We start from the raw sequence: 22,763 nt of genomic DNA on the forward strand, positions 1-22,763 counted from the left end.
AAATTAACAATGCAACGTACTATCACAATGCTTACCACCACGATGATTACCATTATTACAATGAATGGGGCGGGGTAGTGCGTTAAACACAGGAACACAAGAAACCCGCATTCTAAAGTGCGGGTTTTTTTATAAGTATTTTAACTTTCACAACATTATTTTTAGGAGATTTCTATGCGCGTTTTAAAATTCGGTGGCACATCGCTTGCCAATCCAGAACGCTTTTCGCAAGCAGCCCGATTGATTGAAAAAGCTCATTTAGAAGAGCAAGCAGCAGGGGTATTATCCGCGCCTGCGAAGATTACAAATTATCTTGTTGCCCTTTCTGAAAAAGCCAGTCAAAACCTTCCTACCGATACCGATTTTAATCAAGCACGTGAAATTTTCTATACCATTATTAATGGCTTATATGCAGAAAATGAAAAGTTTGATCTTGCCGATTGTAAGGCCGTGATTGATGCAGAATTTGCACAAATTGCAGAATTATTAGCCGAAATTCGTGCCAAAGGCGTGTTAGACGATGCGGTAAAAGCAACCATTGATTGCCGTGGTGAAAAATTATCTATTGCAATGATGAAAGCGTGGTTTGAAGCACGTGGTTACGAAGTAACGGTGATTAATCCGGTGGAAAAATTATTGGCACAAGGAAGTTATTTAGAATCCTCTGTGGATATTGAGGAATCGACCAAACGTATTGATGCCACTCGTATTCCAAAGAAAAATGTTGTGTTAATGGCAGGGTTTACCGCAGGTAATGATAAGGGGGAACTTGTACTATTAGGACGTAATGGGTCGGATTATTCTGCTGCCTGTTTAGCTGCTTGTTTGAATGCTTCTGTCTGTGAAATTTGGACGGATGTAGATGGCGTGTTTACTTGCGATCCTCGTTTGGTTCCTGATGCACGCCTATTGCCAAGCCTTTCTTATCGTGAGGCAATGGAACTTTCTTACTTCGGTGCAAAAGTGATCCACCCACGGACTATCGGACCGCTTGTCCAAGCTAATATCCCTTGTTTAATTAAAAATACCGGTAACCCTGAAGCCAAAGGCTCAATTATTGATGGCAATGCACAATCTGAACAATTACAAGTAAAAGGGATCACGAATTTAGATAATTTAGCGATGTTCAACATATCAGGGCCGGGAATGCAAGGAATGGTGGGAATGGCAGCGCGCGTGTTCTCAACAATGTCTAAAGCAAAAGTATCGGTTATTTTGATTACTCAGTCGTCTTCTGAATATAGCATTAGTTTCTGTGTGCCGGTAAAAGCAGTTGATATTGCTAAAAATGCCTTAGAAGTGGAATTTGCACAAGAACTTAAAAATCAAGATCTTGAAGAGATTGAGGTGATTAAAGATCTTTCGATTATTTCCGTTGTGGGCGAAGGAATGCGACAAGCGAAAGGGATTGCTGCGCGTTTCTTTTCTGCCCTAGCCCAAGCAAATATCAGCATTGTGGCGATTGCACAAGGATCTTCTGAGCGTTCTATTTCTGCCGTAGTGCCACAAAATAAAGCGATTGAAGCGGTGAAAGCAACGCACCAAGCCCTTTTTAATAACAAAAAAGTGGTGGACATTTTTCTCGTTGGAGTAGGTGGCGTAGGGAGTGAATTAATTGAGCAGGTAAAAAATCAGCGAGATTATTTAGCAAAAAAGGACATTGAGATCCGCGTTTGTGCCATTGCAAACTCAAATAAAATGTTACTTGATGCTAATGGCCTAAATCTGGATCACTGGCAAGAAGATTTGGAAAATGCCACACAGCCCTCTGATTTTGATGTGTTGCTTTCTTTTATTAAATTACATCACGTTGTAAACCCTGTATTTGTGGATTGCACATCAGCGGAAAGTGTTGCAGGCTTGTATGCGCGTGCTTTAAGCGAGGGTTTCCACGTGGTTACGCCAAACAAAAAAGCCAACACCAGAGAACTCGAGTACTATAATTTATTGCGTGAAAATGCACGTAAAAGCCAACATAAATTCTTGTATGAAACCAATGTGGGCGCGGGCTTGCCTGTGATCGAAAACTTGCAAAATTTATTAGCCGCAGGGGACGAATTAATTCGCTTTAGTGGGATTTTATCTGGTTCGCTTTCCTTTATTTTTGGCAAGTTGGAGGAGGGCTTATCCCTTTCAGAAGTTACCGCATTAGCCCGTGAAAAAGGCTTTACTGAACCCGATCCACGAGATGATTTATCAGGGCAAGATGTGGCGCGTAAATTGCTTATTTTAGCACGTGAAGCTGGAATGCAATTGGAATTAACCGATGTAGAGGTGGAAGGCGTGTTACCAAAAGGATTTGCGGAAGGTAAATCGGTGAATGAGTTTATGGCAATGTTACCACAGCTTGATGCCGAGTTTAATGATCGTGTAGAAAAAGCAAAAGCAGAGGGTAAAGTCTTGCGTTATGTCGGACAAATTGAAAACGGAAAATGTAAAGTGTCTATTGTGGCAGTAGGGCAAGATGATCCGCTATATAAAGTGAAAAATGGCGAAAATGCCCTTGCATTTTACACCCGTTATTATCAACCTATTCCATTATTATTACGTGGTTATGGGGCGGGGAATGCCGTTACAGCAGCCGGTATTTTTGCGGATATTTTAAGAACATTACATCATTAAGGAGCATTTATGTTACGAATTTACGCCCCAGCTTCAAGTGCGAATATTAGTGTCGGGTTTGATACTTTGGGTGCGGCTGTATCACCTATTGATGGCTCATTACTGGGTGATGTCGTACAAATAGAAGAAATCGAGCAAGGTTTTGAATTAGAAAGTGCGGGGTATTTTGTGCGTAAATTGCCAAAAGAACCGCAAAAAAATATTGTTTATCAAGCCTATGTATTATTTAGTGAACGGTTAAAACTACGCAATGGCACAATCAAGCCATTACGCCTAACATTGGAAAAAAATATGCCAATTGGCTCAGGTTTAGGCTCAAGTGCTTGTTCTATTGTGGCGGCGTTGGTGGCATTAAATAAATTTCATAATGAGCCTTTTTCTAAAATGGAACTTTTAGAAATGATGGGGGAACTGGAAGGGCGTATTTCAGGTTCAATTCATTATGATAATGTTGCCCCTTGTTATTTAGGTGGGGTGCAATTAATGGTACAATCTCTCGGCAATATTTGTCAGCAATTACCTTTTTTTGACAATTGGTATTGGGTGTTGGCCTACCCGGGTATTGAAGTTTCAACCTCTGAAGCACGCGCGATTTTACCGAAGAGCTACACACGTCAAGATGTGATTACGCACGGTCGTCATTTAGGTAGTTTTGTTCACGCTTGTCATACACAGCAAGAAGCACTCGCTGCATATATGATGAAAGATGTGATTGCAGAACCTTATCGTGAAGCATTATTACCTAATTTTGCGGAAGTAAAACAAGCGGTACGTGATTTGGGCGCACTAGCTTCTGGCATTTCTGGATCGGGGCCAACAATGTTTGCTATTGCCCCTGATTTAGGAACAGCAAGTAAAGTGGCCACTTATTTAGAAAACCATTATTTACAAAACAACGAAGGCTTCGTCCATGTTTGTAAGGTAGATAATCAGGGCGCAAGGGAATTGGGCTAAAATCCCATATAAATTGCCAAATGGCAATAAAACGAGAAAAGAGGTTTGGGCAGGTTCCCTTTTCTTTGCTTACTTTTTTTGGGTAAGCAAAAGAAACTAAATTGCTTAACCAGCGAAACCTGTTATCAATTATCAAAGATAAAAAATTTTAGACAAAATCAAAACTCAAACGGATTAATTATGAATTTATACAACATCAAACACCCCGAAGAACAAGTGAATTTCGCACAGGCGGTTCGTCAAGGATTAGGCAAAGATCAAGGCTTATTTTTTCCGCAAATTATTCCACACCTAGAGAATATTGATGCTTTACTTGATTTACCGCTTGTTGAGCGTAGTCAAAAAATTCTAGGGGCGTTAATTGGTGATGAAATTCCAGCGGATAAATTGGCCCAAATGGTTAAAAATGCCTTTACTTTTCCTGCACCAGTAGAAAAAGTTGAAGATCATATTTATGCTTTAGAATTATTTCATGGACCTACCCTTGCATTTAAAGATTTTGGTGGACGCTTTATGGCACAAGCGCTCGCGACTGTGCGTGGAGATGGCAAAATCACCATTTTAACGGCAACATCAGGCGATACAGGGGCGGCTGTGGCACACGCTTTCTATGGTTTAGAAAATATTGATGTGGTGATTTTATATCCAAAAGGAAAAATCAGCCCACTACAAGAAAAATTATTCTGTACCCTAGGTGGAAATATTCGTACTATCGCCATTAATGGTGATTTTGATGCTTGCCAAGCCTTAGTAAAACAAGCATTTGATGATGCGGAGCTGCGTCAAGCGATTGGTTTAAATTCAGCTAACTCAATTAATATTAGTCGTTTATTGGCACAAGTTTGTTATTATTTTGAAGCGGTGGCGCAGCTTCCTAAAGCAGCGCGTGAAAATCTTGTGGTTTCTGTACCAAGTGGCAATTTTGGTAACCTTACAGCAGGATTAATCGCTAAAACAATGGGATTACCAATTAAACGTTTTATCGCCGCAACTAATGCGAACGACACGGTACCACGTTATTTACGCACTGGCGAATGGGCGCCAAATGACACCGTTGCAACCTTATCCAATGCGATGGATGTGAGTCGCCCGAATAACTGGCCACGTGTAGAAGAGTTATTTAAACGCAATCATTGGGAATTATCTGATCTTCATTCTGCGGCAATGAATGATGAACAGACCGAACAAACATTACGTGCAATGAATAACCAAGGCTATTTATGTGAACCACACGGTGCAATTGCCTATGGCGTATTGAAACAAGATTTACAACCGGGAGAAACGGGGTTATTCCTTTGTACCGCACATCCAGCAAAATTCAAAGAAAGTGTCGAACGAATTTTATCCCTTGAACTTCCATTACCTGAAGCCTTGGATAAACACAATAAATTGCCATTACTTTCTGATGAAATGGACAATGATTTTGCGACATTAAGAGCATATTTGTTGAAATAATACTTCTAAGGGCAGATAGGTACACCCCTAGGCGAGATTTTGCGTGGTAACATTCGTTGAGCTGTTATAAAAATCTATATGCTTGATTAAGGTTTGCTAAACAGAATTTTGTTACAAAGAATATTTTGATAAATGAATAATTAATATGTAAGGGCGGGCCTGTGTGTCCGCCCGTTAGCTAATAAAAAGGACATAGGACAAAAAATGATTACAGTTTATGGTATAAAAAACTGCGATACAGTGAAAAAAGCCTTGAAATGGCTAATAGATAATGGGATTGAATACCGTTTGCACGATTATCGTGTAGAGGGATTAGAACAGGCTTGGTTGGAAACTGCCGAAAGTCAATTTGGTTGGGAAAATTTGCTGAATAAACGTAGTACTACTTGGCGTAATTTAGCGGAAGAGGTGAAAAAAAATCTATCAAAAAACACCGCACTTAAGGTATTAGCAGAGCAGCCTACGCTAATTAAACGTCCGATTATTTTACAAGATAACATTGCGTTAATCGGTTTTGACGTTGCGGCATATGCAAAGGCTTTTGGTAAATAAGAAAGGTTAAATAATGAAAAACACAATTGTTACTTTAGCACAGCAGTTGATCCAACGTCCTTCTATTAGTCCAGATGATCGAGGTTGTCAGCAACTTATTGCTACGCGCTTAGAAGCATTGGGCTTTGAGATTGAATGGCTACCTTTTAATGATACATTAAATCTATGGGCAAAACACGGCTCAACAAGCCCTGTGGTTGCCTTTGCAGGGCATACTGATGTGGTGCCAGTGGGTGATGAAACGCAATGGGATTATCCCCCTTTCTCCGCACAAATTGTTGATGATATGCTTTATGGACGTGGTGCAGCTGATATGAAAGGTTCATTAGCCGCAATGGTGGTGGCAGCAGAGCAATATGTGAAAGCCAATCCAAATCACCCCGGGACGATTGCATTGCTAATTACGTCTGATGAAGAAGCCGCGGCAAAAGATGGTACAGTACGCGTGGTGGAAACCCTGATGGAACGAGGTGAACTGATTGATTATTGTTTAGTTGGTGAGCCTTCAAGTGCTGAAAAATTAGGTGATGTAGTAAAAAATGGTCGCCGTGGTTCGATTACAGGTAACCTTTATATTCAAGGTGTACAAGGACACGTTGCGTATCCTCATTTAGCGGATAACCCCGTGCATAAAGCCGTTGATTTTTTAAAAGCATTAACCACCTACCAATGGGATCAGGGTAATGAATTTTTCCCGCCAACTAGCTTACAAATCGCCAATATTCAAGCAGGAACAGGCAGTAATAATGTGATCCCCGGCGAGCTTTATGTGCAGTTTAATTTACGCTATTGCACTGAAGTAACGGACGAGCTAATTAAGCAAACCGTAAAGCAAATGCTAGAAAAGCATCAACTTGATTATCGCATTGAGTGGAATTTATCGGGTAAACCTTTTTTAACCAAGCCGGGTAAATTAGTGAATGCTGTCGTGGATAGCTTAGAAAAAATTGCCAAAATTACCCCCGCACTTGAAACGGGAGGTGGCACCTCCGATGGCCGTTTTATCGCCTTAATGGGCGCCGAAGTGGTGGAACTTGGGCCATTAAATGCCACGATTCATAAAGTCAATGAATGTGTGAGTTGCCAAGATCTTGCCACATTAGGTGATGTGTATCAGCAAATGCTCATCAATTTGCTAAATGCGGAATAAGGAGAATTTATGGCAAAAACATTAACATCTGCGATGCTCACGGGAAAATCTCGTGAGCATTTAGTTTCTTTACCTTGTCCGTTTTCGCTTCAACATTCCCTTCAGCCTGATGCGGTAAAGGCCTTTCAAGCATTACAGCAAAGTGCGGTTAAAAATGGCTTTAATTTACAGCCTGCCAGTAGTTTTCGGGATTTTCAGCGACAACAGGGAATTTGGAATGAAAAATTTGAGGGAAAACGAAAGGTGCATAATGATCAGGGGGAAGCCTTAGCGTTAGCGAATTATTCTGATTGGCAAAAGTGTCAAGCCATTTTACGCTGGTCAGCATTACCGGGCGGAAGTCGACACCATTGGGGAACTGAAATTGATGTTTTTGATCCTCATTTATTACCCCAACATCAGAAGTTACAATTAGAGCCTTGGGAATATGAACAAGGGGGATATTTTGCGGAACTGAGTCAATGGTTACAAGAAAATGTACAAATCTTTGATTTTTATTTCCCTTTTTCTAACATGCCAGCACGTCTGCAGATTGGCTATGAACCTTGGCATATTAGCTATTTACCTTTAGCCGAGCAGGCTCGCCAAATCTTTAGCCCTGAAATATTATTGCAAGCTTGGCAAGATGAAGAGGTGGCAGGAAAAGCTTTACTGATTGAACGCCTACCACAAATTTTTACTCACTTTTTTATTTGATTGAATCACGATGAATGAAAAAAATTATTTCCCACAAGCAATTTCTTCGCTTTTGCAGTGGACATTAAACATTTCCTTATTAATTCTTGCTTTAATTTTGGTGATTTTTCTTGCCAAAGAAACCTATGGCTTAGCATTAGTGCTATTTGAGCATTCGGAAGAAGCCTCCTATTTGTTGGTCGAAAAAATTGTTGTGTATTTTTTATATTTTGAGTTTCTTGCCCTGATTGTGAAATATTTTAAAACTGACTATCATTTTCCGTTACGCTATTTTTTATATATCGGAATTACCGCAATGGTGCGATTAATTATTGTCGATCATTCTAGCCCAGTGAATACATTACTCTTTTCTGGATCGATTTTGCTAATGGTTATGGCATTATTTTTAGTCAGTTCAGATCGATTGAGAAAAAGTTAACCTATTAAGAAAAAATTTTGTGAACAAGGTCAAATTTTTCAACAAAAGTAAGAAGAATTACATTTTTTTTTGTAAAAAACTGGCGTATTCTTAGCAAACAATTTATAACGAGGATTGTTTATGTCTGATTTGCAACAATTTACTCAGCAAGATATTCAAATTATCAAGGAAGAACCGCTTTATGACGGTTTTTTTAATTTAAAGAAGGTCTATTTTAAGCATAAACTTTTTGCTGGTGGTGAAAGTGGGGTGGTAACCCGTGAATTGCTCGTAAAAGGTGCGGCCTCTGTGGTGGTCGCTTATGATCCTGATGTGGATAGTGTGGTGATGGTGGAGCAAGTACGCATAGGGGCTTATAATCCACAGCTTAGTCAATCTCCTTGGCTATTAGAACTCATTGCAGGTATGGTTGAAGAAGGTGAGTTGCCTAATGAGGTTGCTCAACGAGAAAGCCAAGAAGAAGCAGGCGTACAAGTAGAACATTTACGTGAAGTGATGCAGTTTTGGGATAGCCCCGGTGGCATTGTAGAGCGTATTCATTTATTTGTAGGCAAGGTAGATAGTGGTAAGGCACAAGGCATTCATGGATTGGCAGATGAAAATGAAGATATTCGTGTTCACGTGATCCCCCGTCAAACCGCTTATGAATGGATTTGCAATGGTAAGATTGATAATGGACTTGCGGTTACAGGCTTATTATGGCTACAACTAAATTACCTTGATTTACAGAAACAATGGAAAAAAATGTGAGCTGAATCGAATTTTCATCAGAAATTTAGCCATAAACTATGATCCAGTTAACATTTTTCAGATTTAGGTAATGCAAATTTTTTTGAAGTTTGTAACGTATAGCGATGTATTATTATAAATTAACAAGAGGAGAGGGTATTTTTATGAATACTTATACATACCCAACGGAAGAAGAAGTTGTCCGTTTGGTGCAGATTACAGATCCTCATTTGTTTAAGGATGAAAGTGGTGAGTTACTTGGTATTAATACACAAGCCAGTTTCAGCCAAGTATTAAGTGAAATTAAACAAAGCAATTTTAATTATGAACTTGTCCTTGCAACAGGGGATTTAGTACAAGATAGCAGTAGTGAGGGGTATCTCCGTTTCTGTAAAATGGTGCAAACACTTGAGAAAATGGTGTTTTGGATCCCCGGCAATCACGATTTTCAGCCAAAAATGTTTGATATTTTGAATCATACTCATGGCAATATTAACCCATTCAAACATTTGTTAATTGGCGAACATTGGCAAATTTTAATGCTTGATAGCCAAGTTTTTGGTGTGCCTCACGGACAGTTAGGACAATATCAAATTGATTGGTTATTGTCCAAGCTAAAAGATTATCCTGAACGTTATTCTTTGGTGGTGCTACATCATCATATTTTATCAACCAACTCTGCTTGGCTAGATCAGCATAATTTACGCAATTCTTTAGATTTAGCCTATGCGTTATCGCCATTTAATAATGTGAAAGGCATTTTATATGGCCATATTCACCAAGCGGTAGATAGCGAATGGAAAGGCTACAAAGTAATGGCAACGCCATCTACCTGTATCCAATTTAAGCCTGATAGCAATAGCTTTGCCTTGGATACACTACAACCGGGCTGGCGTGAAATTGAATTGTATAGTGATGGACGTATTGAAACACGTGTCAAACGAATCCAACAAGCTCAATTTTTGCCGAATCTGTTAGGTGAAGGCTATGAATAAATAAAGATAAAGTGCGGTGATTTTTCACCGCATTTTTACACTTACTATTACAACCCCAAGGCATACTTCAACGCTTGTTTTTTTAGTGGCGTAGCTTTCCCTGCAAGGAATAAGGCTAAGTTACGGGCTACTTTAACTGGCAATAACTCGGTTTTAAAACCTTTATAAAATAAATCCATCGCGGATTGCATCAGTAAATTATCTTTCATACGCAAATTTTGATAGCGTTTTAATACTTCATCAGAAGCCAAATTTTGTTGATTTTGTCGCGCACTTTCAATGACTTGTAATAGGGCTTTGACATCTTTAAAGCCTAAGTTTACGCCTTGTCCAGCCAATGGATTTATCGTGTGGGCAGCATCCCCTACGAGGACAATGCCTTGACGATAATAGTGTTGAGCGTGGCGGCGGGTGAGCGCAAAACTGCCCGTTTGTTGCACCTTAATGCGACCTAATCGAGCAGGGAAGGCTTGTTCAATGGCTTGGGCTAATTTTTCTTTGGATAATTGTTTCAACTGGTTGATTTTTTCAGGACTGTCATACCACACAAGACAAGCTTGTTGCCCCTCGAGGGGTAAAAAGGCTCTCGGGCCTGAAGGGAAAAATTGCTGCCAAGTGGTATCTTGTTGTGGCAATTCCGTATCCACTAAAATCAATAAACAATCTTGCCGATATTGCCAGCCGGTTACACCAATGCCAGCTATTTGACGAAGTTGCGAGTTCGCCCCGTCTGCGGCAATCACTAAAGGGGCGGAATACTGTTCGCCATTGGTTAAAAAAATCTGCCAATTTTCACCGCACTTTTCTGCACGTTCTATTTTCGCTTGTAAGCGACTTTTCACGTTTTCAAGTGATGAAAAGGCTTGCCATAAACCAAGCTGGATAACATTATTTTCTACCATATAACCGAGTTCGGAATGCGCTAATTCTTCGCAATGAAAGTAGGTCGAAAAGCCATCAATTTCCCACGTTTCTAAGGCTCGATAGGGACAAAGACGCATTTTTTCGATATATTGCCAGCTTTGTAATTGTTGCAATAATTGCACTGAGGCAAGACTAATGGCGGAAATGCGTAAATCATAAGGCGAGTTTGCACAAAAGGTTGGCAATGGGGCGCTTTCAATCAGTTGCACATTTAATCCTTGTTGCCCTAATCCCACGGCGCAAGCGGCGCCTACCATTCCACCACCAACAATAATCACATCGCGTTGTGTATCCATTTTTGCCTCTTTTTATCCTAGCTAAAAGTGCGGTGGTTTTTTTCGTTATTTTTATACCGCACAGACCTTTTTCATTGCCCGTTAGTTTACCTTTTATGAGTAAAATTCAAAAGAAAAGATTATTTTAACTAGCCACCATTCGCACAAGTCGGTAAAATAGCCAGTTGATTTTTACAGGTTAAACGATTTTAAAGCAAATTATGACGCAAAAATTACATATTAAAACGTGGGGCTGTCAGATGAATGAGTATGATAGCTCAAAAATGGCAGATTTATTAAATAGTACGCACGGTTTGGAATTAACCGAGATTCCTGAAGAAGCGGATGTGTTGCTGTTAAACACCTGTTCTATTCGTGAAAAAGCGCAGGAAAAAGTGTTTCATCAGTTAGGACGTTGGAAAGAATTAAAGAAAACAAATCCTGCGTTAGTGATTGGCGTAGGGGGGTGTGTGGCTTCACAAGAAGGCGATCATATTCGTAGCCGTGCGCCTTATGTTGATATTGTCTTTGGCCCACAAACCTTGCACCGCCTGCCTGAAATGATCAATCAGATTCGTGGAGGGAAAAGTTCCGTGGTGGACGTGAGTTTCCCTGAAATTGAAAAATTTGACCGTTTACCAGAACCGCGTGCTGAAGGGCCAACGGCCTTTGTGTCTATTATGGAAGGCTGTAATAAATATTGCACTTTCTGTGTTGTGCCTTATACCCGTGGCGAAGAAGTGAGCCGTCCGCTAGATGATGTGCTATTTGAGATCGCACAGCTAGCCGAACAAGGCGTACGTGAAGTGAATTTATTAGGGCAAAATGTGAATGCGTACCGCGGGCCAACGCACGATGGGGGGATTTGTTCTTTTGCTGAATTATTGCGTTTAGTGGCGGCGATTGATGGCATTGATCGTGTGCGTTTTACCACGAGCCACCCGATTGAATTTACGGATGATATTATTGAGGTTTATGCGGATACCCCTGAATTAGTTAGCTTTTTACATTTACCTGTACAAAGTGGTTCAGATCGTATTCTAAATCAAATGAAGCGTGGGCATACGGCATTGGAATATAAATCCATTATTCGCAAATTACGCAAAGTACGCCCGGATATTCAGATTAGCTCTGACTTTATTGTTGGTTTCCCCGGCGAAACAGAGCAAGATTTTGAAGATACAATGAATCTGATTGCACAAGTAAATTTCGATATGAGCTTTAGCTTCATCTATTCTGCACGTCCGGGAACACCTGCAGCGGATATTCCTGATGATGTGAGCGAAGAGGAGAAAAAACAACGCTTATATGTGCTACAACAACGCATTAACAATCAAGCGGCACAATTTAGCCGGGCAATGCTTGGCACAGAACAGCGCGTGTTAGTGGAAGGCCCCTCTAAAAAAGATATTATGGAATTGACTGGTCGAACTGAAACAAATCGGATTGTGAATTTTATCGGAACACCAGATATGATTGGTAAGTTTGTTGATATTAAAATCACCGATGTATTCACCAACTCTCTGCGTGGTGATGTTGTGCGCACCGAAGATCAAATGGGTTTGCGTGTCGTGCAATCCCCACAAGCCGTGATTAACCGCACGCGCAAGGAAGATGAACTCGGTGTAGGGCATTATCAAGGCTAACTTGCTGAACCTGTGGGGATAATGTCAATTTTTAAGCACTGAGATCTTGATGAAAAAAAGCTGATTACAATGTAATCAGCTTTTTGTTTTGTTGTTTCTGTTTTGTGTATCTATGCAACTAGCTAAACATTGCAGAGATCGATTCTTCGTTACTAATACGGCGAATGGCTTCAGCAAGCATACTTGAAAGCGTAAGCACCCGCACTTTACCTAACGCTTTGATTTCAGGAATAAGTGGGATTGTATCGGTTACGACGATTTCATCAAGGGCATCACTGGCAAGGTTCTTCGCGGCTGACCCAGAGAATACTGCGTGGGTTGCGTAAGCAAAGACACGTCTCGCACCACGTTCTTTTAAGGCTTCTGCTGCTTTGCATAGTGTTCCCCCTGTATCGATCATATCATCAACAAGAATACAATCACGTCCAGCCACATCACCAATAATATGCATTACTTGTGCGACATTCGCTTTTGGACGACGTTTATCAATGATTGCCATATCGGTATCGTTGAGCAATTTAGCAACTGCACGAGCGCGAACCACACCGCCAATATCAGGCGAAACAACGATTGGATTTTCAAGATCGGTTTTCTTTAAAATATCGTGAATTAACACTGGAGAACCAAATACGTTATCCACAGGGACATCAAAGAAACCTTGAATTTGTTCTGCGTGAAGATCACAAGTTAAAACGCGATCCACCCCAACGCTTGATAAGAAATCTGCCACGACTTTTGCTGTGATTGGAACACGAGCAGAGCGTACACGGCGATCTTGACGCGCATAGCCGAAATAAGGGATTACCGCAGTGATACGGCCTGCTGATGCACGGCGTAAGGCATCAACCATCACAAGTAATTCCATTAGGTTATCATTTGTTGGCGCGCAGGTTGATTGAATAATGAAAACATCACTACCACGCACGTTTTCATTGATCTGAACTTGAATTTCTCCATCACTAAAACGTCCCACAGTGGCATCACCCAGTGAGAGATATAAGCGTTCAGAAATTCGTTTTGCTAGTTCTGGCGTTGCATTACCAGCGAAAAGTTTTATGTCAGGCATTGTAAAATTAACCTCAGAATTTTAGATGGAAGAATGTGTAACATATTGATCTTATTTGAATAAATGTTTCATCACTTGATGCAATGGCGAAACATTCACTCCTTGTGCAACAAAACCAAAACAGTCTTTTGGCTTATTTAGAAATACTGCTTGAGCAGATTGAGCATCGTCAAATTCTGCGAAAACACAAGCCCCTGTTCCCGTTAGTCTTGCGGGGGCATATTGTAACAACCAGCCCAGTAGTTCTTCAACCTCTGGATAATGATCTCGCACAATTTTTTCGCAATCGTTTGTATAATTTTCAGCTAAAAGTTGTGAAAGAGGCTTTTTGGGGGTATTGCGTGGCAAATGAGGATCTTGAAAAATAAGCCCTGTTGAAATAGAAACCTCAGGTTTTAGCACCACATACCATTTTTCTGGTGGATAACAATAATCAATTTTTTCTCCTACTCCTTCAGCAAAAGCCGCTTTACCGTGAACAAAGATTGGCACATCCGCCCCCAGTTGTAAGCTTAATTCCGCTAAGTCTTTAAGAGAACATTGGGTATTCCACAACGTATTAAGTGCTACCAGTGTCGTCGCCGCATTTGATGAGCCTCCGCCAACGCCGCCTCCCATTGGCAAGATTTTATCCAAGTGAATCTTCGCGCCTAGTTGGCAACCTGTATGCTGTTGGAGTAAACGCGCGGCACGATAAATGAGATTCTCTTCTTGTTTTAATTGAGGTATCTCTGGTGAGAGAAGAATCTGTGAATCCTCCCTTACCTCAATGTCTAGCCAATCGCCAAAATCCAGAAATTGGAACAGGGTTTGCAATTCGTGGTAGCCATTTTCCAAGCGTCCATTAATATAAAGAAACAAATTTAATTTTGCAGGGCTAGGAAAGCGGTATCGTCCATTTTTTGGTGGATTTAAAAGTGCGGTGGAAAAATGATAATTTTTCATTAGTATTTCCAATGATTAACGCGAATTTTTAAGGTTTGTTGGGCGTTTTTTAGCAAAATATCTCGTGGCAAGGCGGGCGAGCGTTCTTGGTGATAATTCAAATAATCTACCGTCCATTGTTCATCATTTATGCGATAAGTGAAGTTCGCCAGCAAATGGTTTGTCCCTACGTTGTAATCTTGCTGATTGTTTGGTTCCCCTTTTAGCCAAGTGGCCAGTTGGGTGAGAGGAATATCCATTCCGATAATTTCACGTAATAATCGTTGCGCATCTTTTGCAGAACGCTGATTACCTTTTTCATCAGAAATGGTTAAACCTTGCGTGTGCATTTTGAAGGTAAGTTTTGCGCGGCTTAGTGCAGAAGAAAGTATCAGTGTATAGGCGGTGGGGGTTTGATATTGCCAATCAAAGGCAGTAGAAAAGCGCTGTTTGGTGCTGATATAGCCAATTTGCCCTTCTGCGTGATAGGCTTGGATTTGTTGAATTTGTTGCAAATGTTGCTGCCAAGTGCGGTCGTTTTTTTCAATATATTGCACATTGGTTGGACGGTTCTCATCAATATCAAGCGCACAGCCAGCCAGTAACAAACTGATAATTAAAGGAATAAAAAGGGTTTTTAAGGAGTTCATTATGTGATACCAGAAAAATTTTGGAGCATTTTAAGGGGTTAGTGGAAATTAGTAAAGGCAAGCCGTTTGAAGAGAAAGCAAAAAATGAGTGCGGTGGAAAAATTTTTATTTTTATACCGCACTTAAAAAATTCGCTTATCTTATGCCTCAATTTCCCCACAAAAACGATATCCTTCACCGTGAATGGTGGAGATAAGTTCTGGGGTATCAGGGTGATCTTCAAAATGCTTACGAATGCGGCGAATGGTTACATCCACGGTTCTATCTTGCGGTTTTAGTTCACGTCCAGTCATTTTTTTCAATAATTCTTCACGAGATTGAATTTTCCCCGGGTTTTCGCAAAATTGTAACATCGCACGGAATTCACTACGCGGTAGTTTGTATTCTTCACCTTCTGGATTAATCAATGTGCGGCTGTTGAGATCTAACGTCCAGCCATTAAAACGATATTGTTCCACTTGTTGCAAGGTGTGTTTGGTGTTTTCAGCCATAGTGCGTTGTAATAAATTTCTCGCACGAATCGTTAATTCTCTTGGATTAAATGGCTTGGTGATGTAATCATCCGCGCCAATTTCTAAGCCTAAGATTTTATCCACTTCATTATCGCGCCCAGTGAGGAACATTAACGCGGTGTTGGTTGTTTCACGCAATTCTCGTGCAAGCATTAGTCCATTTTTGCCGGGTAAATTAATGTCCATAATGACTAGGTTAATTTCTTGGCTGGAAAGAATGTTGTGCATTTGTACGCCGTCATTGGCTTCAAATACGTCATATCCTTCTGCTTCAAAAATGCTTTTTAGCGTGTTCCTTGTAATGGCTTCATCTTCAACGATCAAAACTTTTGCTGTAACCATATTAACGTCTTCCTTTCCAATTTTTATTGGCGATTTAAACTAATAATTCTGAGGTATTCTAAGTTCGCCATTGTATAATTGCAACATTATTGTAACAAGTATAAGTGGTGAATTCTGTTTAATTTTATGATCTAAATCATAGGTTTAATGGATTTAAGGCGATAAGAAAAAAACGCCCTCTAGCAAACTTAGAGGGCGATATGGATAAATAATGTTACAAATAATTAACGCTTTTTCTTTTTTCCACCTTGTCGTGCTTTAAAGCGAGGGTTTTCTTTGCAAATGACATAAACAACACCGTGTCTGCGAACCACTTTACATTTAGGATGGCGTGTTTTTGCGGTTTTTAATGAGGAAAGGACCTGCATAATGTCTCCTTATTTTGATTTGAGTGAGCCAAATTTGCTATATCTGTTCAGGAAGCTACTTGCTCTGCCTTCATTATTAATTTGTCTTGTTTTGCCAGTATAAAATGGGTGCGAGGCAGAGGAGGTATCACACATAAATACGGGATACTCTTTGCCATCTTCCCATTTCATCGTTTGTGTAGTTCTGGCACAAGAACGAATTAAAAAGCCTTGTTTGGCGTTACTGTCATAAAAAAGTACCGTACGGTAATTTTCAGGATGAATTCCTTTTTTCATTTGATAGCCTCTTATTTTTTATTGCGAAATAACTAAGGTGGGCATACTATATCAAATAATAACGATTATCAACTCTTATTTTTCTTTAAGAATTAAGTAAGGTGAAGGTAAGCGAAGAAAATAAGATAAAGTGAAAGAACTCAAGACTTTTTATCCATCTAGCCTGTTGATACTGTGCTAGAATAAGCCCACACAAATGAGCTTTATGTTTTAATATTTAATCAGGGTAGTAAGCGAGAATGAAAAAGATTTTTACCTTTTTGTTTTGTTTTTGTACCGCACTTGTGGCACAGGCAGGGCTGTTTGATAGCAAACCGCGATTTTTTCACGCGGATGAGGCGTTTCAATTTTCTACCCAATCTAATGGGGAGAATTTGCAGTTAATATGGCAAATTGCACCCGATTATTATCTTTATAAAAAAGAAATTTCAGTTGAACAAGCGGAACAAAAAGTCGCACATTTACCGTTTCCACCCGCAGAAAAATATCAAGATGAATTTTTTGGTGAAACGGAAATTTACCGTAATCATTTAGCCTTAACTGTGCCAATTTCATCAACAACACCACACACAGTTAGCGTGACCTACCAAGGTTGCACCAAAGGGTTTTGTTACCCGCCAGAAACCAAAATTGTGCAATGGCAGCCTTCATCATTAGATTTAGTAGAAAAATCTTCGCCCAAAAACACCGCACTTATGCCAGCATTAAATGAACAGCAATCTTTGGCGCAACGTCTCTTTGAAAGCAAGTATGCTGTGTTTGGTTTTTTCTTATTAGGCGTTGGTTTGGCATTTACCCCTTGTGTATTGCCAATGTTACCGTTGCTCTCCGCGGTGGTGATTGGTAGCGGGCAACGTCCAAGCACCGTGCGTGCCTTAGGCTTGAGTTTGGCTTATATTCAAGGAATGGCATTGACTTACACCTTGCTTGGTTTAGCGGTGGCTGCGATAGGCTTGCCGTTTCAAATTGCACTGCAAAGTCCTTATGTGCTAATCGGTTTATCGTTGATTTTTATTTTGCTTGCCTTATCAATGTTTGGTGTATTCACCTTACAATTGCCTTCATCATTGCAAACAAAGCTGACCTTATTAAGCCAAAAACAAAAGGGCGGTGCGTTTGGTGGCGTTTTTGTAATGGGAATGATCGCAGGACTTGTGGCATCACCTTGCACTTCCGCGCCATTATCGGGGGCATTACTTTATGTCGCGCAAAGCGGTGATTTATTTACGGGGGCGATTACCCTTTATTTACTCGCCTTAGGAATGGGCGTGCCATTGATTCTAGCTACGGTTTTCGGTAATCGCATCTTGCCAAAATCGGGTGATTGGTTAGAAAAAGTGAAAGTGATTTTCGGCTTTGTTATGCTTGCTTTGCCAGTTTTCCTACTTTCTCGCATTTTGCCCGAAATCTGGGAAAACCGCTTATGGGCGTTGCTTGGTGTGTCTTTCTGCTTATGGGCAGGCTTGCAAATAAAGGCGCGAGGCATTGGCTGGGTGTTGCGTATTGGCTTTTTCATCTTAGCAATGATGTTGGTTAAGCCCTTGCAAGGGTGGCTGTGGGCTGAATCTAATTTAGTGCAAGTAACAAACGCTCATCAAAATACTTTTCAAAAAGTAAGTACTTATGAAGAGCTGCAAAAAATCTTGCAAAAAAACGACCGCACTTTTGCTATGCTTGATTTGTACGCTGATTGGTGTGTGGCGTGCAAGGAATTTGAAAAATACACTTTTTCTGATCCCAAGGTTCAGCAGGCGTTTGACAATATTTTATTGTTACAAGTTGATATGACAAAAAATAGCAATGAAAACAAAGCATTAATGGAAAAATTAAATGTGCTAGGGTTACCAACCCTTATCTTTTTTGATCAGCAAGGTAATGAAATTGAATCCGCTCGAATTACAGGATTTATGAATGGCGATACATTTTTTCATTGGTTGAAAGAGCGTTTGAAGTAGATAAATTTTGTGTAATTTTGGGAACTTTGCCAAGTTAAGGAAGAGAGAGAATGCAAAATTTCTACCATTGAAATGAAAATAACCTCATCATTTGATGAGGTTATTTTTTAGAGGAAATTAACTATTTTGCGCAATAAATGCCGCTAATTGATTTTTTGGTAATGCACCTACTTGTGTTGCGACAGCTTTTCCTTCTTTAAACATTAATAATGTTGGAATACTGCGAACGCCAAATTGGGCTGGGGTGGCTTGGTTTTCGTCAATGTTAATTTTTACGATTTTGACTTTATCACCAAGTTCTGCAGCTAATTCATCAAGAATAGGGCCAACCATACGGCAAGGACCACACCAAGGCGCCCAAAAATCTAATAATACAGGGACATCAGATCTTAAAACATCTGCCTCGAAAGTGGCGTCAGTAGTATGTAATACTTCACTCATTTTATTTTCCTTATTTTTTGTTTCTAGCCATATTGGCGTGATTGCTAAAGTGTGGGCATCATAGCATAAAATCAAGTTGCTCACACTAATCAGTTCAATTGTTAAAAGTTAAGAAGATAACACTAGGTTAGGGCAAGGCTTACCTGTTTGCAAGGTATAAATATTCTCTAAGGTAACATTAGAAATACTGGTTAGCGCTTCTTCAGTAAGAAATGCTTGATGCCCTGTTAAAAGTACATTATGGCACGATGATAAACGGCGGAAGACATCATCTTGAATCACTTCGTTTGATTTATCTTCAAAGAATAGCTCACGTTCATTTTCGTACACATCCATTCCTAATGCGCCAATTTTACGTTGTTTTAACGCATCTATTGCGGCTTGTGTATCAATCAATGTTCCACGACTTGTATTGATAATCATCACCCCATCACGCATTTTAGCAAAGGCATCACGATTGAGTAGATGATAATTTTCTGGCGTAGCAGGGCAGTGCAACGTGATAATATGTGATTTTGCATACAATTCATCTAATTCAACATATTCTGCGCCTAATTCTTCGGCAACAGGATTTTTAAACGGATCGTAAGCCAAAATATGCATACCAAATCCTTTTAAGATGCGCATTACCGCAATGCCGATTTTTCCTGTACCAATCACGCCAACGGTGCGTCCGTGCATATTAAAGCCGGTTAAACCCTCAAGAGAGAAATTCGCTTCTCTTGTTCTTTGATAAGCACGATGAATTTTACGGTTTAGCGTTAGCATTAAACCAACGGTATGCTCAGCCACCGCCTCTGGTGAATAGGCTGGCACACGAACCACTTGAATGCCTAATTCTTGTGCTGCTTTGAGATCGACATTATTAAAACCAGCACAACGCAACGCCACCATTTTTACGCCAAGTGCGGCGAGTTTTTCTAATACTTTTCGACTGCCATCGTCATTCACGAAAATACACACCACATCGCAATGTTCCGCCATTTTCGCTGTCGATTCCGTGAGCATAAAATCAAAAAATTCCAGCTCGAAGCCGTATTTCACATTGACCAATTCTAAATATTTACGATCGTAGCTTTTGGTACTATAAACAGCGACTTTCATTATCTTTTCTCCGTTTTATGAGTTTAATTGGGCGAAGGCTTGTAGTAGATCCGCTTTGAGATCTTCCACATCTTCCAATCCCACCGAGAAACGTAGCAGGCAATTACACACACCACGGGCAATACGTTCTGCTTCTGGAATATCCATATGCGTTTGGGTTGCAGGGTAGGTGATGAAACTTTCTGTACCGCCAAGGCTTTCAGCAAAAGTAATGAGCTTAATTGCTTTTAAGAACGGATTTACCCAAGACTCTTCTTGCAAACGGAAAGAGAGCATTCCGCCTTTATTTGGATAAAGTACATCCTTCACTTGTGGTTGGCTTGCGAGGAATTTCGCTAATTCTTGTGCATTTTTTTGATGGCGTTCCATACGTAATGCTAAGGTTTTCATTCCGCGAATGGTTAAGAAACTATCAAATGGTGAAAGCACTGCGCCCGCCCCATTTTGGATATAGAATAAACGATCACATAATTCTTGCCCATTGGCAACGACTAAACCCACTAACGCATCATTATGCCCTGCAAGATATTTTGTGCCACTGTGGATTACGATATCAGCGCCACATTCTAAAGGACGGAAGAGTACTGGCGTTAAGAATGTATTATCAACAATAAGTAACAAATTATGTTTTTTCGCCAATTTAGCAATAGCTGGCACATCGCATTCTTCCATTAACGGATTTGAAGGGGTTTCCACAAAAATCGCTTTGGTGTTTGGCGTAATGGCCTGCTCAATGGCATCAAGAGAGGCCGTATTGACATAAATAGGTTTCACGCCGTGCGTATTTTTATAGGCGAAATCTAATAAACGATAAGTACCGCCATACACATCACTAGAGACAATCCATTCATCCGGAGAAGCAAATAACTGCATAATTAACTGAATGGCAGCCATACCTGAAGCGCAAGCAAAGCCTCTTTCACCGCCTTCTAATTTTGCAATAGTTTCTTCTAAAACGGTACGGGTTGGGTTTTTTGTTCGGGTATAATCATAACCGGTACTTTCACCAATACCGTGATGGCCATAGGCAGTGGAAAGAAAAATTGGCGTGGAAACGGCACCGGTTCTTTCATCTGTGCGATTGCCTGCTTGCGCGAGTAATGTTTCAATCTTATATTGTTGTGTCATATTCTTCCTCGTAAAAATTACAAAAAATTGTACCGCACTTTGTATTCATTAAAGAAAATAATTTTGTGCAGTCTTGATAAATAGAATAGTGCCATTTTGGCATAAAGGATCGCCTGTTGAAAGTAGATTTTAAATTTAGTTTGCTGATAAGACACAAGGATTAAAAACGATCTAAAATTATCCATAAATCGCTTTGTTTTAAAACAAGTTTGTTAGCTTTGCATTTTTTTTCATCAATCAATAATGTTTTTTCATATTTTTAATTGACAGCGTTCAAGAAGTTAGTAAAATGCACGCCACTGACAGCGAATGTGTTGCAGCGAAAGCGGGAATAGCTCAGTTGGTAGAGCACGACCTTGCCAAGGTCGGGGTCGCGAGTTCGAGCCTCGTTTCCCGCTCCAATTTGCGCTACGGCGTGTTAGCAAAGCGGTTATGCACTGGATTGCAAATCCATGTAGCTCGGTTCGACTCCGGGACACGCCTCCATATTTCAACCGCAGTCAGCATATCACTCAGCCCGAGTGGTGAAATCGGTAGACACAAGGGATTTAAAATCCCTCGACTTTCGAGTCGTGGCGGTTCAAGTCCGCCCTCGGGCACCATTTGAAATCAACTCTTAAGTAGAGTTTAAAGTAAGATTTGATCAATTCTAGATACTCTCTTCTATGTAATTAATTTAAGTCAATACTTTCTTATCCATTTTTCTTGTATAAGTGAGTATGATTATGAACACTAATCAATTTTTTACCAAAAAACCATTCATCATTACCATAGCCTCAACCAAAGGCGGTTCAGCAAAAAGTACAAATGCGGCGAATATTGGTGCATTTTGTGCAGATCACGGATTAAAGACCTTATTAATTGATACCGATACGCAACCGACACTTAGTGCGTATTTTGCTTTAGATTATGTCGCACCAGGTGGTATCCATGAGTTTTTGACCTATCAAGATGTTGATCCCGCCCATATTATTTCAAAAACAACCCTGCCCAATTTGGATTTAATTCAATCCAACGATCCCACAAATAATGTCAGCCAAATGCTACGCAATGCTCCTGATGGTGCAATACGGTTTAGTTTTTTGCTGAAAAAGCTCAAAGGCTATGATGTGATTATTGTGGATACACGCGGAACACGAGATATTACGGTAGATATGTCCGTACTTGCCGCAGATTTGTTATTTTGTCCTATCTTGCCACATATTTTATCTGCAAAAGAATTTCTTCGCGGCACGATGGGGATGTACCAAGAATTACAGACCTTTGAGGCATTTGGGTTTTCGCTCCCGCCGCTCAAAGCGGTGCCTAACTGTGTCGATCATACCAATGATGTGAAATTTGTGCTTAGTCAGCTAAAACAGCTTTTTGAGCAAAACTTAAGTGTTGATAAAACCCTCCTTGATTTTCATATTCCTGACAAAGTCGCTTACCGAGAGGCGGCAACCTATTCACTGCCCGTCTATCGACATAGCAAAGCAGAATATGCGGTAATCCATGCATTATGTCTGCTGTCAAAGTTACAAATAAGTGACATAATAGGCAAAACTTAGAACAATAGAATAAGGCTTTAGCCTATTTTTT

Annotated in this window: 22 protein-coding genes and 3 tRNA genes; 15 read left to right on the top strand and 10 right to left on the bottom strand. The window is 40.2% G+C overall.

Features of this window, described 5'->3' with window-relative positions:
* Positions 1 to 174 precede the first annotated feature (174 nt).
* The 9 genes from thrA (at position 175) to cpdA (ending at position 9,571) form a co-directional block, all read left to right on the top strand.
* Positions 175 to 2,622, top strand: a complete 2,448-nt coding sequence (gene thrA / locus L4F93_RS07455; protein WP_250349701.1) for a bifunctional aspartate kinase/homoserine dehydrogenase I — start codon at positions 175 to 177, stop codon at positions 2,620 to 2,622.
* Positions 2,623 to 2,631: 9 nt separating this feature from the next.
* Positions 2,632 to 3,576 (top strand): homoserine kinase, encoded by a 945-nt coding sequence (thrB, locus tag L4F93_RS07460; protein WP_250349702.1) that lies wholly within the window; start codon positions 2,632 to 2,634, stop codon positions 3,574 to 3,576.
* 180 nt (positions 3,577 to 3,756) lie between these two features.
* Entirely contained in the window at positions 3,757 to 5,031 is a 1,275-nt protein-coding gene (thrC, locus tag L4F93_RS07465) for a threonine synthase (RefSeq protein ID WP_250349703.1), read from the top strand.
* Between the two features lie 204 nt (positions 5,032 to 5,235).
* Positions 5,236 to 5,583, top strand: a complete 348-nt coding sequence (locus L4F93_RS07470; protein ID WP_250349704.1) for an ArsC family reductase — start codon at positions 5,236 to 5,238, stop codon at positions 5,581 to 5,583.
* 13 nt (positions 5,584 to 5,596) lie between these two features.
* Positions 5,597 to 6,733 carry a succinyl-diaminopimelate desuccinylase gene (gene dapE, locus L4F93_RS07475; RefSeq protein ID WP_250349705.1) on the top strand — a complete coding sequence of 379 codons (1,137 nt, stop codon included), beginning with the start codon at positions 5,597 to 5,599 and terminating at the stop codon, positions 6,731 to 6,733.
* A 9-nt stretch (positions 6,734 to 6,742) separates the two neighbouring features.
* Positions 6,743 to 7,429, top strand: a complete 687-nt coding sequence (locus L4F93_RS07480) for a M15 family metallopeptidase (RefSeq protein WP_250349706.1) — start codon at positions 6,743 to 6,745, stop codon at positions 7,427 to 7,429.
* A 10-nt stretch (positions 7,430 to 7,439) separates the two neighbouring features.
* A complete protein-coding gene (gene psiE / locus L4F93_RS07485; protein ID WP_250349707.1) occupies positions 7,440 to 7,847 on the top strand; it encodes a phosphate-starvation-inducible protein PsiE in 408 nt (135 codons plus the stop codon).
* Between the two features lie 120 nt (positions 7,848 to 7,967).
* Positions 7,968 to 8,597 carry an ADP-ribose diphosphatase gene (gene nudF, locus L4F93_RS07490; RefSeq protein WP_250349708.1) on the top strand — a complete coding sequence of 210 codons (630 nt, stop codon included), beginning with the start codon at positions 7,968 to 7,970 and terminating at the stop codon, positions 8,595 to 8,597.
* A gap of 143 nt (positions 8,598 to 8,740) precedes the next feature.
* Entirely contained in the window at positions 8,741 to 9,571 is an 831-nt protein-coding gene (gene cpdA, locus L4F93_RS07495) for a 3',5'-cyclic-AMP phosphodiesterase (protein ID WP_250349709.1), read from the top strand.
* 47 nt (positions 9,572 to 9,618) lie between these two features.
* Here the strand turns inward: cpdA and L4F93_RS07500 are convergent, their stop codons facing one another.
* Complete coding sequence (locus tag L4F93_RS07500; RefSeq protein WP_250349710.1) at positions 9,619 to 10,791, bottom strand: FAD-dependent monooxygenase; 1,173 nt, start codon at positions 10,789 to 10,791, stop codon at positions 9,619 to 9,621.
* A gap of 200 nt (positions 10,792 to 10,991) precedes the next feature.
* On the opposite strand from L4F93_RS07500, the gene miaB reads away from it, so the two are divergent.
* Complete coding sequence (gene miaB, locus L4F93_RS07505) at positions 10,992 to 12,416, top strand: tRNA (N6-isopentenyl adenosine(37)-C2)-methylthiotransferase MiaB (RefSeq protein ID WP_250349711.1); 1,425 nt, start codon at positions 10,992 to 10,994, stop codon at positions 12,414 to 12,416.
* A gap of 118 nt (positions 12,417 to 12,534) precedes the next feature.
* Here miaB and L4F93_RS07510 read toward each other — a convergent pair whose 3' ends face one another.
* From L4F93_RS07510 to L4F93_RS07535, 6 genes are all read right to left on the bottom strand, one after another.
* On the bottom strand, positions 12,535 to 13,482 hold the full coding sequence (locus tag L4F93_RS07510) for a ribose-phosphate pyrophosphokinase (protein WP_250349712.1): 948 nt from the start codon (positions 13,480 to 13,482) through the stop codon (positions 12,535 to 12,537).
* 51 nt (positions 13,483 to 13,533) lie between these two features.
* Entirely contained in the window at positions 13,534 to 14,427 is an 894-nt protein-coding gene (gene ispE, locus L4F93_RS07515; RefSeq protein ID WP_250349713.1) for a 4-(cytidine 5'-diphospho)-2-C-methyl-D-erythritol kinase, read from the bottom strand.
* The gene (gene lolB / locus L4F93_RS07520; RefSeq protein ID WP_250349714.1) at positions 14,427 to 15,056 is read right to left on the bottom strand and encodes a lipoprotein insertase outer membrane protein LolB; all 630 of its coding nucleotides are present in this window, start codon (positions 15,054 to 15,056) and stop codon (positions 14,427 to 14,429) included. Before lolB ends, ispE begins: the two co-directional genes overlap by 1 nt.
* 140 nt (positions 15,057 to 15,196) lie before the next feature.
* Entirely contained in the window at positions 15,197 to 15,910 is a 714-nt protein-coding gene (gene arcA, locus L4F93_RS07525; RefSeq protein WP_250349715.1) for a two-component system response regulator ArcA, read from the bottom strand.
* 224 nt (positions 15,911 to 16,134) lie between these two features.
* On the bottom strand, positions 16,135 to 16,278 hold the full coding sequence (gene ykgO / locus L4F93_RS07530; protein ID WP_017806982.1) for a type B 50S ribosomal protein L36: 144 nt from the start codon (positions 16,276 to 16,278) through the stop codon (positions 16,135 to 16,137).
* 9 nt (positions 16,279 to 16,287) lie between these two features.
* On the bottom strand, positions 16,288 to 16,554 hold the full coding sequence (locus L4F93_RS07535) for a type B 50S ribosomal protein L31 (protein ID WP_103852717.1): 267 nt from the start codon (positions 16,552 to 16,554) through the stop codon (positions 16,288 to 16,290).
* Positions 16,555 to 16,793: 239 nt separating this feature from the next.
* Between L4F93_RS07535 and L4F93_RS07540 the strand changes: the two genes are divergently transcribed.
* A complete protein-coding gene (locus L4F93_RS07540; RefSeq protein ID WP_250349716.1) occupies positions 16,794 to 18,509 on the top strand; it encodes a protein-disulfide reductase DsbD in 1,716 nt (571 codons plus the stop codon).
* A 117-nt stretch (positions 18,510 to 18,626) separates the two neighbouring features.
* Here the strand turns inward: L4F93_RS07540 and trxA are convergent, their stop codons facing one another.
* The 3 genes from trxA to L4F93_RS07555 all read right to left on the bottom strand — a co-directional run bounded on the left by trxA (position 18,627) and on the right by L4F93_RS07555 (position 21,182).
* Positions 18,627 to 18,950 (bottom strand): thioredoxin, encoded by a 324-nt coding sequence (trxA, locus tag L4F93_RS07545; RefSeq protein WP_250349717.1) that lies wholly within the window; start codon positions 18,948 to 18,950, stop codon positions 18,627 to 18,629.
* A gap of 108 nt (positions 18,951 to 19,058) precedes the next feature.
* Entirely contained in the window at positions 19,059 to 20,054 is a 996-nt protein-coding gene (locus L4F93_RS07550; protein WP_250349718.1) for a 2-hydroxyacid dehydrogenase, read from the bottom strand.
* Between the two features lie 15 nt (positions 20,055 to 20,069).
* Positions 20,070 to 21,182, bottom strand: coding sequence for a methionine biosynthesis PLP-dependent protein (locus tag L4F93_RS07555; RefSeq protein WP_250349719.1), 1,113 nt, complete (start codon positions 21,180 to 21,182; stop codon positions 20,070 to 20,072).
* A 325-nt stretch (positions 21,183 to 21,507) separates the two neighbouring features.
* On the opposite strand from L4F93_RS07555, the gene L4F93_RS07560 reads away from it, so the two are divergent.
* The 4 genes from L4F93_RS07560 (at position 21,508) to L4F93_RS07575 (ending at position 22,732) form a co-directional block, all read left to right on the top strand.
* A tRNA-Gly gene (locus tag L4F93_RS07560) sits at positions 21,508 to 21,583 on the top strand.
* An 11-nt stretch (positions 21,584 to 21,594) separates the two neighbouring features.
* Positions 21,595 to 21,668, top strand: a tRNA-Cys gene (locus L4F93_RS07565).
* Positions 21,669 to 21,697: 29 nt separating this feature from the next.
* A tRNA-Leu gene (locus L4F93_RS07570) sits at positions 21,698 to 21,784 on the top strand.
* A gap of 123 nt (positions 21,785 to 21,907) precedes the next feature.
* The gene (locus L4F93_RS07575; RefSeq protein WP_250349720.1) at positions 21,908 to 22,732 is read left to right on the top strand and encodes a ParA family protein; all 825 of its coding nucleotides are present in this window, start codon (positions 21,908 to 21,910) and stop codon (positions 22,730 to 22,732) included.
* Positions 22,733 to 22,763: the final 31 nt, after the last annotated feature.

The sequence above is a fragment of the Avibacterium sp. 20-132 genome, from assembly GCF_023611925.1.
Lineage (GTDB): Bacteria > Pseudomonadota > Gammaproteobacteria > Enterobacterales > Pasteurellaceae > Avibacterium.

Bases quoted from the DNA above. Each gene is read 5' to 3' on its own strand.
- trxA (WP_250349717.1), bottom strand. From the start codon at position 18,950: ATGAGTGAAGTATTACATACTACTGACGCCACTTTCGAGGCAGATGTT.
- dapE (WP_250349705.1), top strand. From the start codon at position 5,597: ATGAAAAACACAATTGTTACTTTAGCACAGCAGTTGATCCAACGTCCT.
- nudF (WP_250349708.1), top strand. From the start codon at position 7,968: ATGTCTGATTTGCAACAATTTACTCAGCAAGATATTCAAATTATCAAG.
- lolB (WP_250349714.1), bottom strand. From the start codon at position 15,056: ATGAACTCCTTAAAAACCCTTTTTATTCCTTTAATTATCAGTTTGTTA.
- thrA (WP_250349701.1), top strand. From the start codon at position 175: ATGCGCGTTTTAAAATTCGGTGGCACATCGCTTGCCAATCCAGAACGC.
- psiE (WP_250349707.1), top strand. From the start codon at position 7,440: ATGAATGAAAAAAATTATTTCCCACAAGCAATTTCTTCGCTTTTGCAG.
- L4F93_RS07500 (WP_250349710.1), bottom strand. From the start codon at position 10,791: ATGGATACACAACGCGATGTGATTATTGTTGGTGGTGGAATGGTAGGC.
- L4F93_RS07575 (WP_250349720.1), top strand. From the start codon at position 21,908: ATGAACACTAATCAATTTTTTACCAAAAAACCATTCATCATTACCATA.
- L4F93_RS07555 (WP_250349719.1), bottom strand. From the start codon at position 21,182: ATGACACAACAATATAAGATTGAAACATTACTCGCGCAAGCAGGCAAT.
- ispE (WP_250349713.1), bottom strand. From the start codon at position 14,427: ATGAAAAATTATCATTTTTCCACCGCACTTTTAAATCCACCAAAAAAT.
- ykgO (WP_017806982.1), bottom strand. From the start codon at position 16,278: ATGCAGGTCCTTTCCTCATTAAAAACCGCAAAAACACGCCATCCTAAA.
- L4F93_RS07550 (WP_250349718.1), bottom strand. From the start codon at position 20,054: ATGAAAGTCGCTGTTTATAGTACCAAAAGCTACGATCGTAAATATTTA.
- L4F93_RS07510 (WP_250349712.1), bottom strand. From the start codon at position 13,482: ATGCCTGACATAAAACTTTTCGCTGGTAATGCAACGCCAGAACTAGCA.
- L4F93_RS07470 (WP_250349704.1), top strand. From the start codon at position 5,236: ATGATTACAGTTTATGGTATAAAAAACTGCGATACAGTGAAAAAAGCC.
- thrB (WP_250349702.1), top strand. From the start codon at position 2,632: ATGTTACGAATTTACGCCCCAGCTTCAAGTGCGAATATTAGTGTCGGG.
- miaB (WP_250349711.1), top strand. From the start codon at position 10,992: ATGACGCAAAAATTACATATTAAAACGTGGGGCTGTCAGATGAATGAG.
- cpdA (WP_250349709.1), top strand. From the start codon at position 8,741: ATGAATACTTATACATACCCAACGGAAGAAGAAGTTGTCCGTTTGGTG.
- L4F93_RS07535 (WP_103852717.1), bottom strand. From the start codon at position 16,554: ATGAAAAAAGGAATTCATCCTGAAAATTACCGTACGGTACTTTTTTAT.
- L4F93_RS07480 (WP_250349706.1), top strand. From the start codon at position 6,743: ATGGCAAAAACATTAACATCTGCGATGCTCACGGGAAAATCTCGTGAG.
- L4F93_RS07540 (WP_250349716.1), top strand. From the start codon at position 16,794: ATGAAAAAGATTTTTACCTTTTTGTTTTGTTTTTGTACCGCACTTGTG.
- thrC (WP_250349703.1), top strand. From the start codon at position 3,757: ATGAATTTATACAACATCAAACACCCCGAAGAACAAGTGAATTTCGCA.
- arcA (WP_250349715.1), bottom strand. From the start codon at position 15,910: ATGGTTACAGCAAAAGTTTTGATCGTTGAAGATGAAGCCATTACAAGG.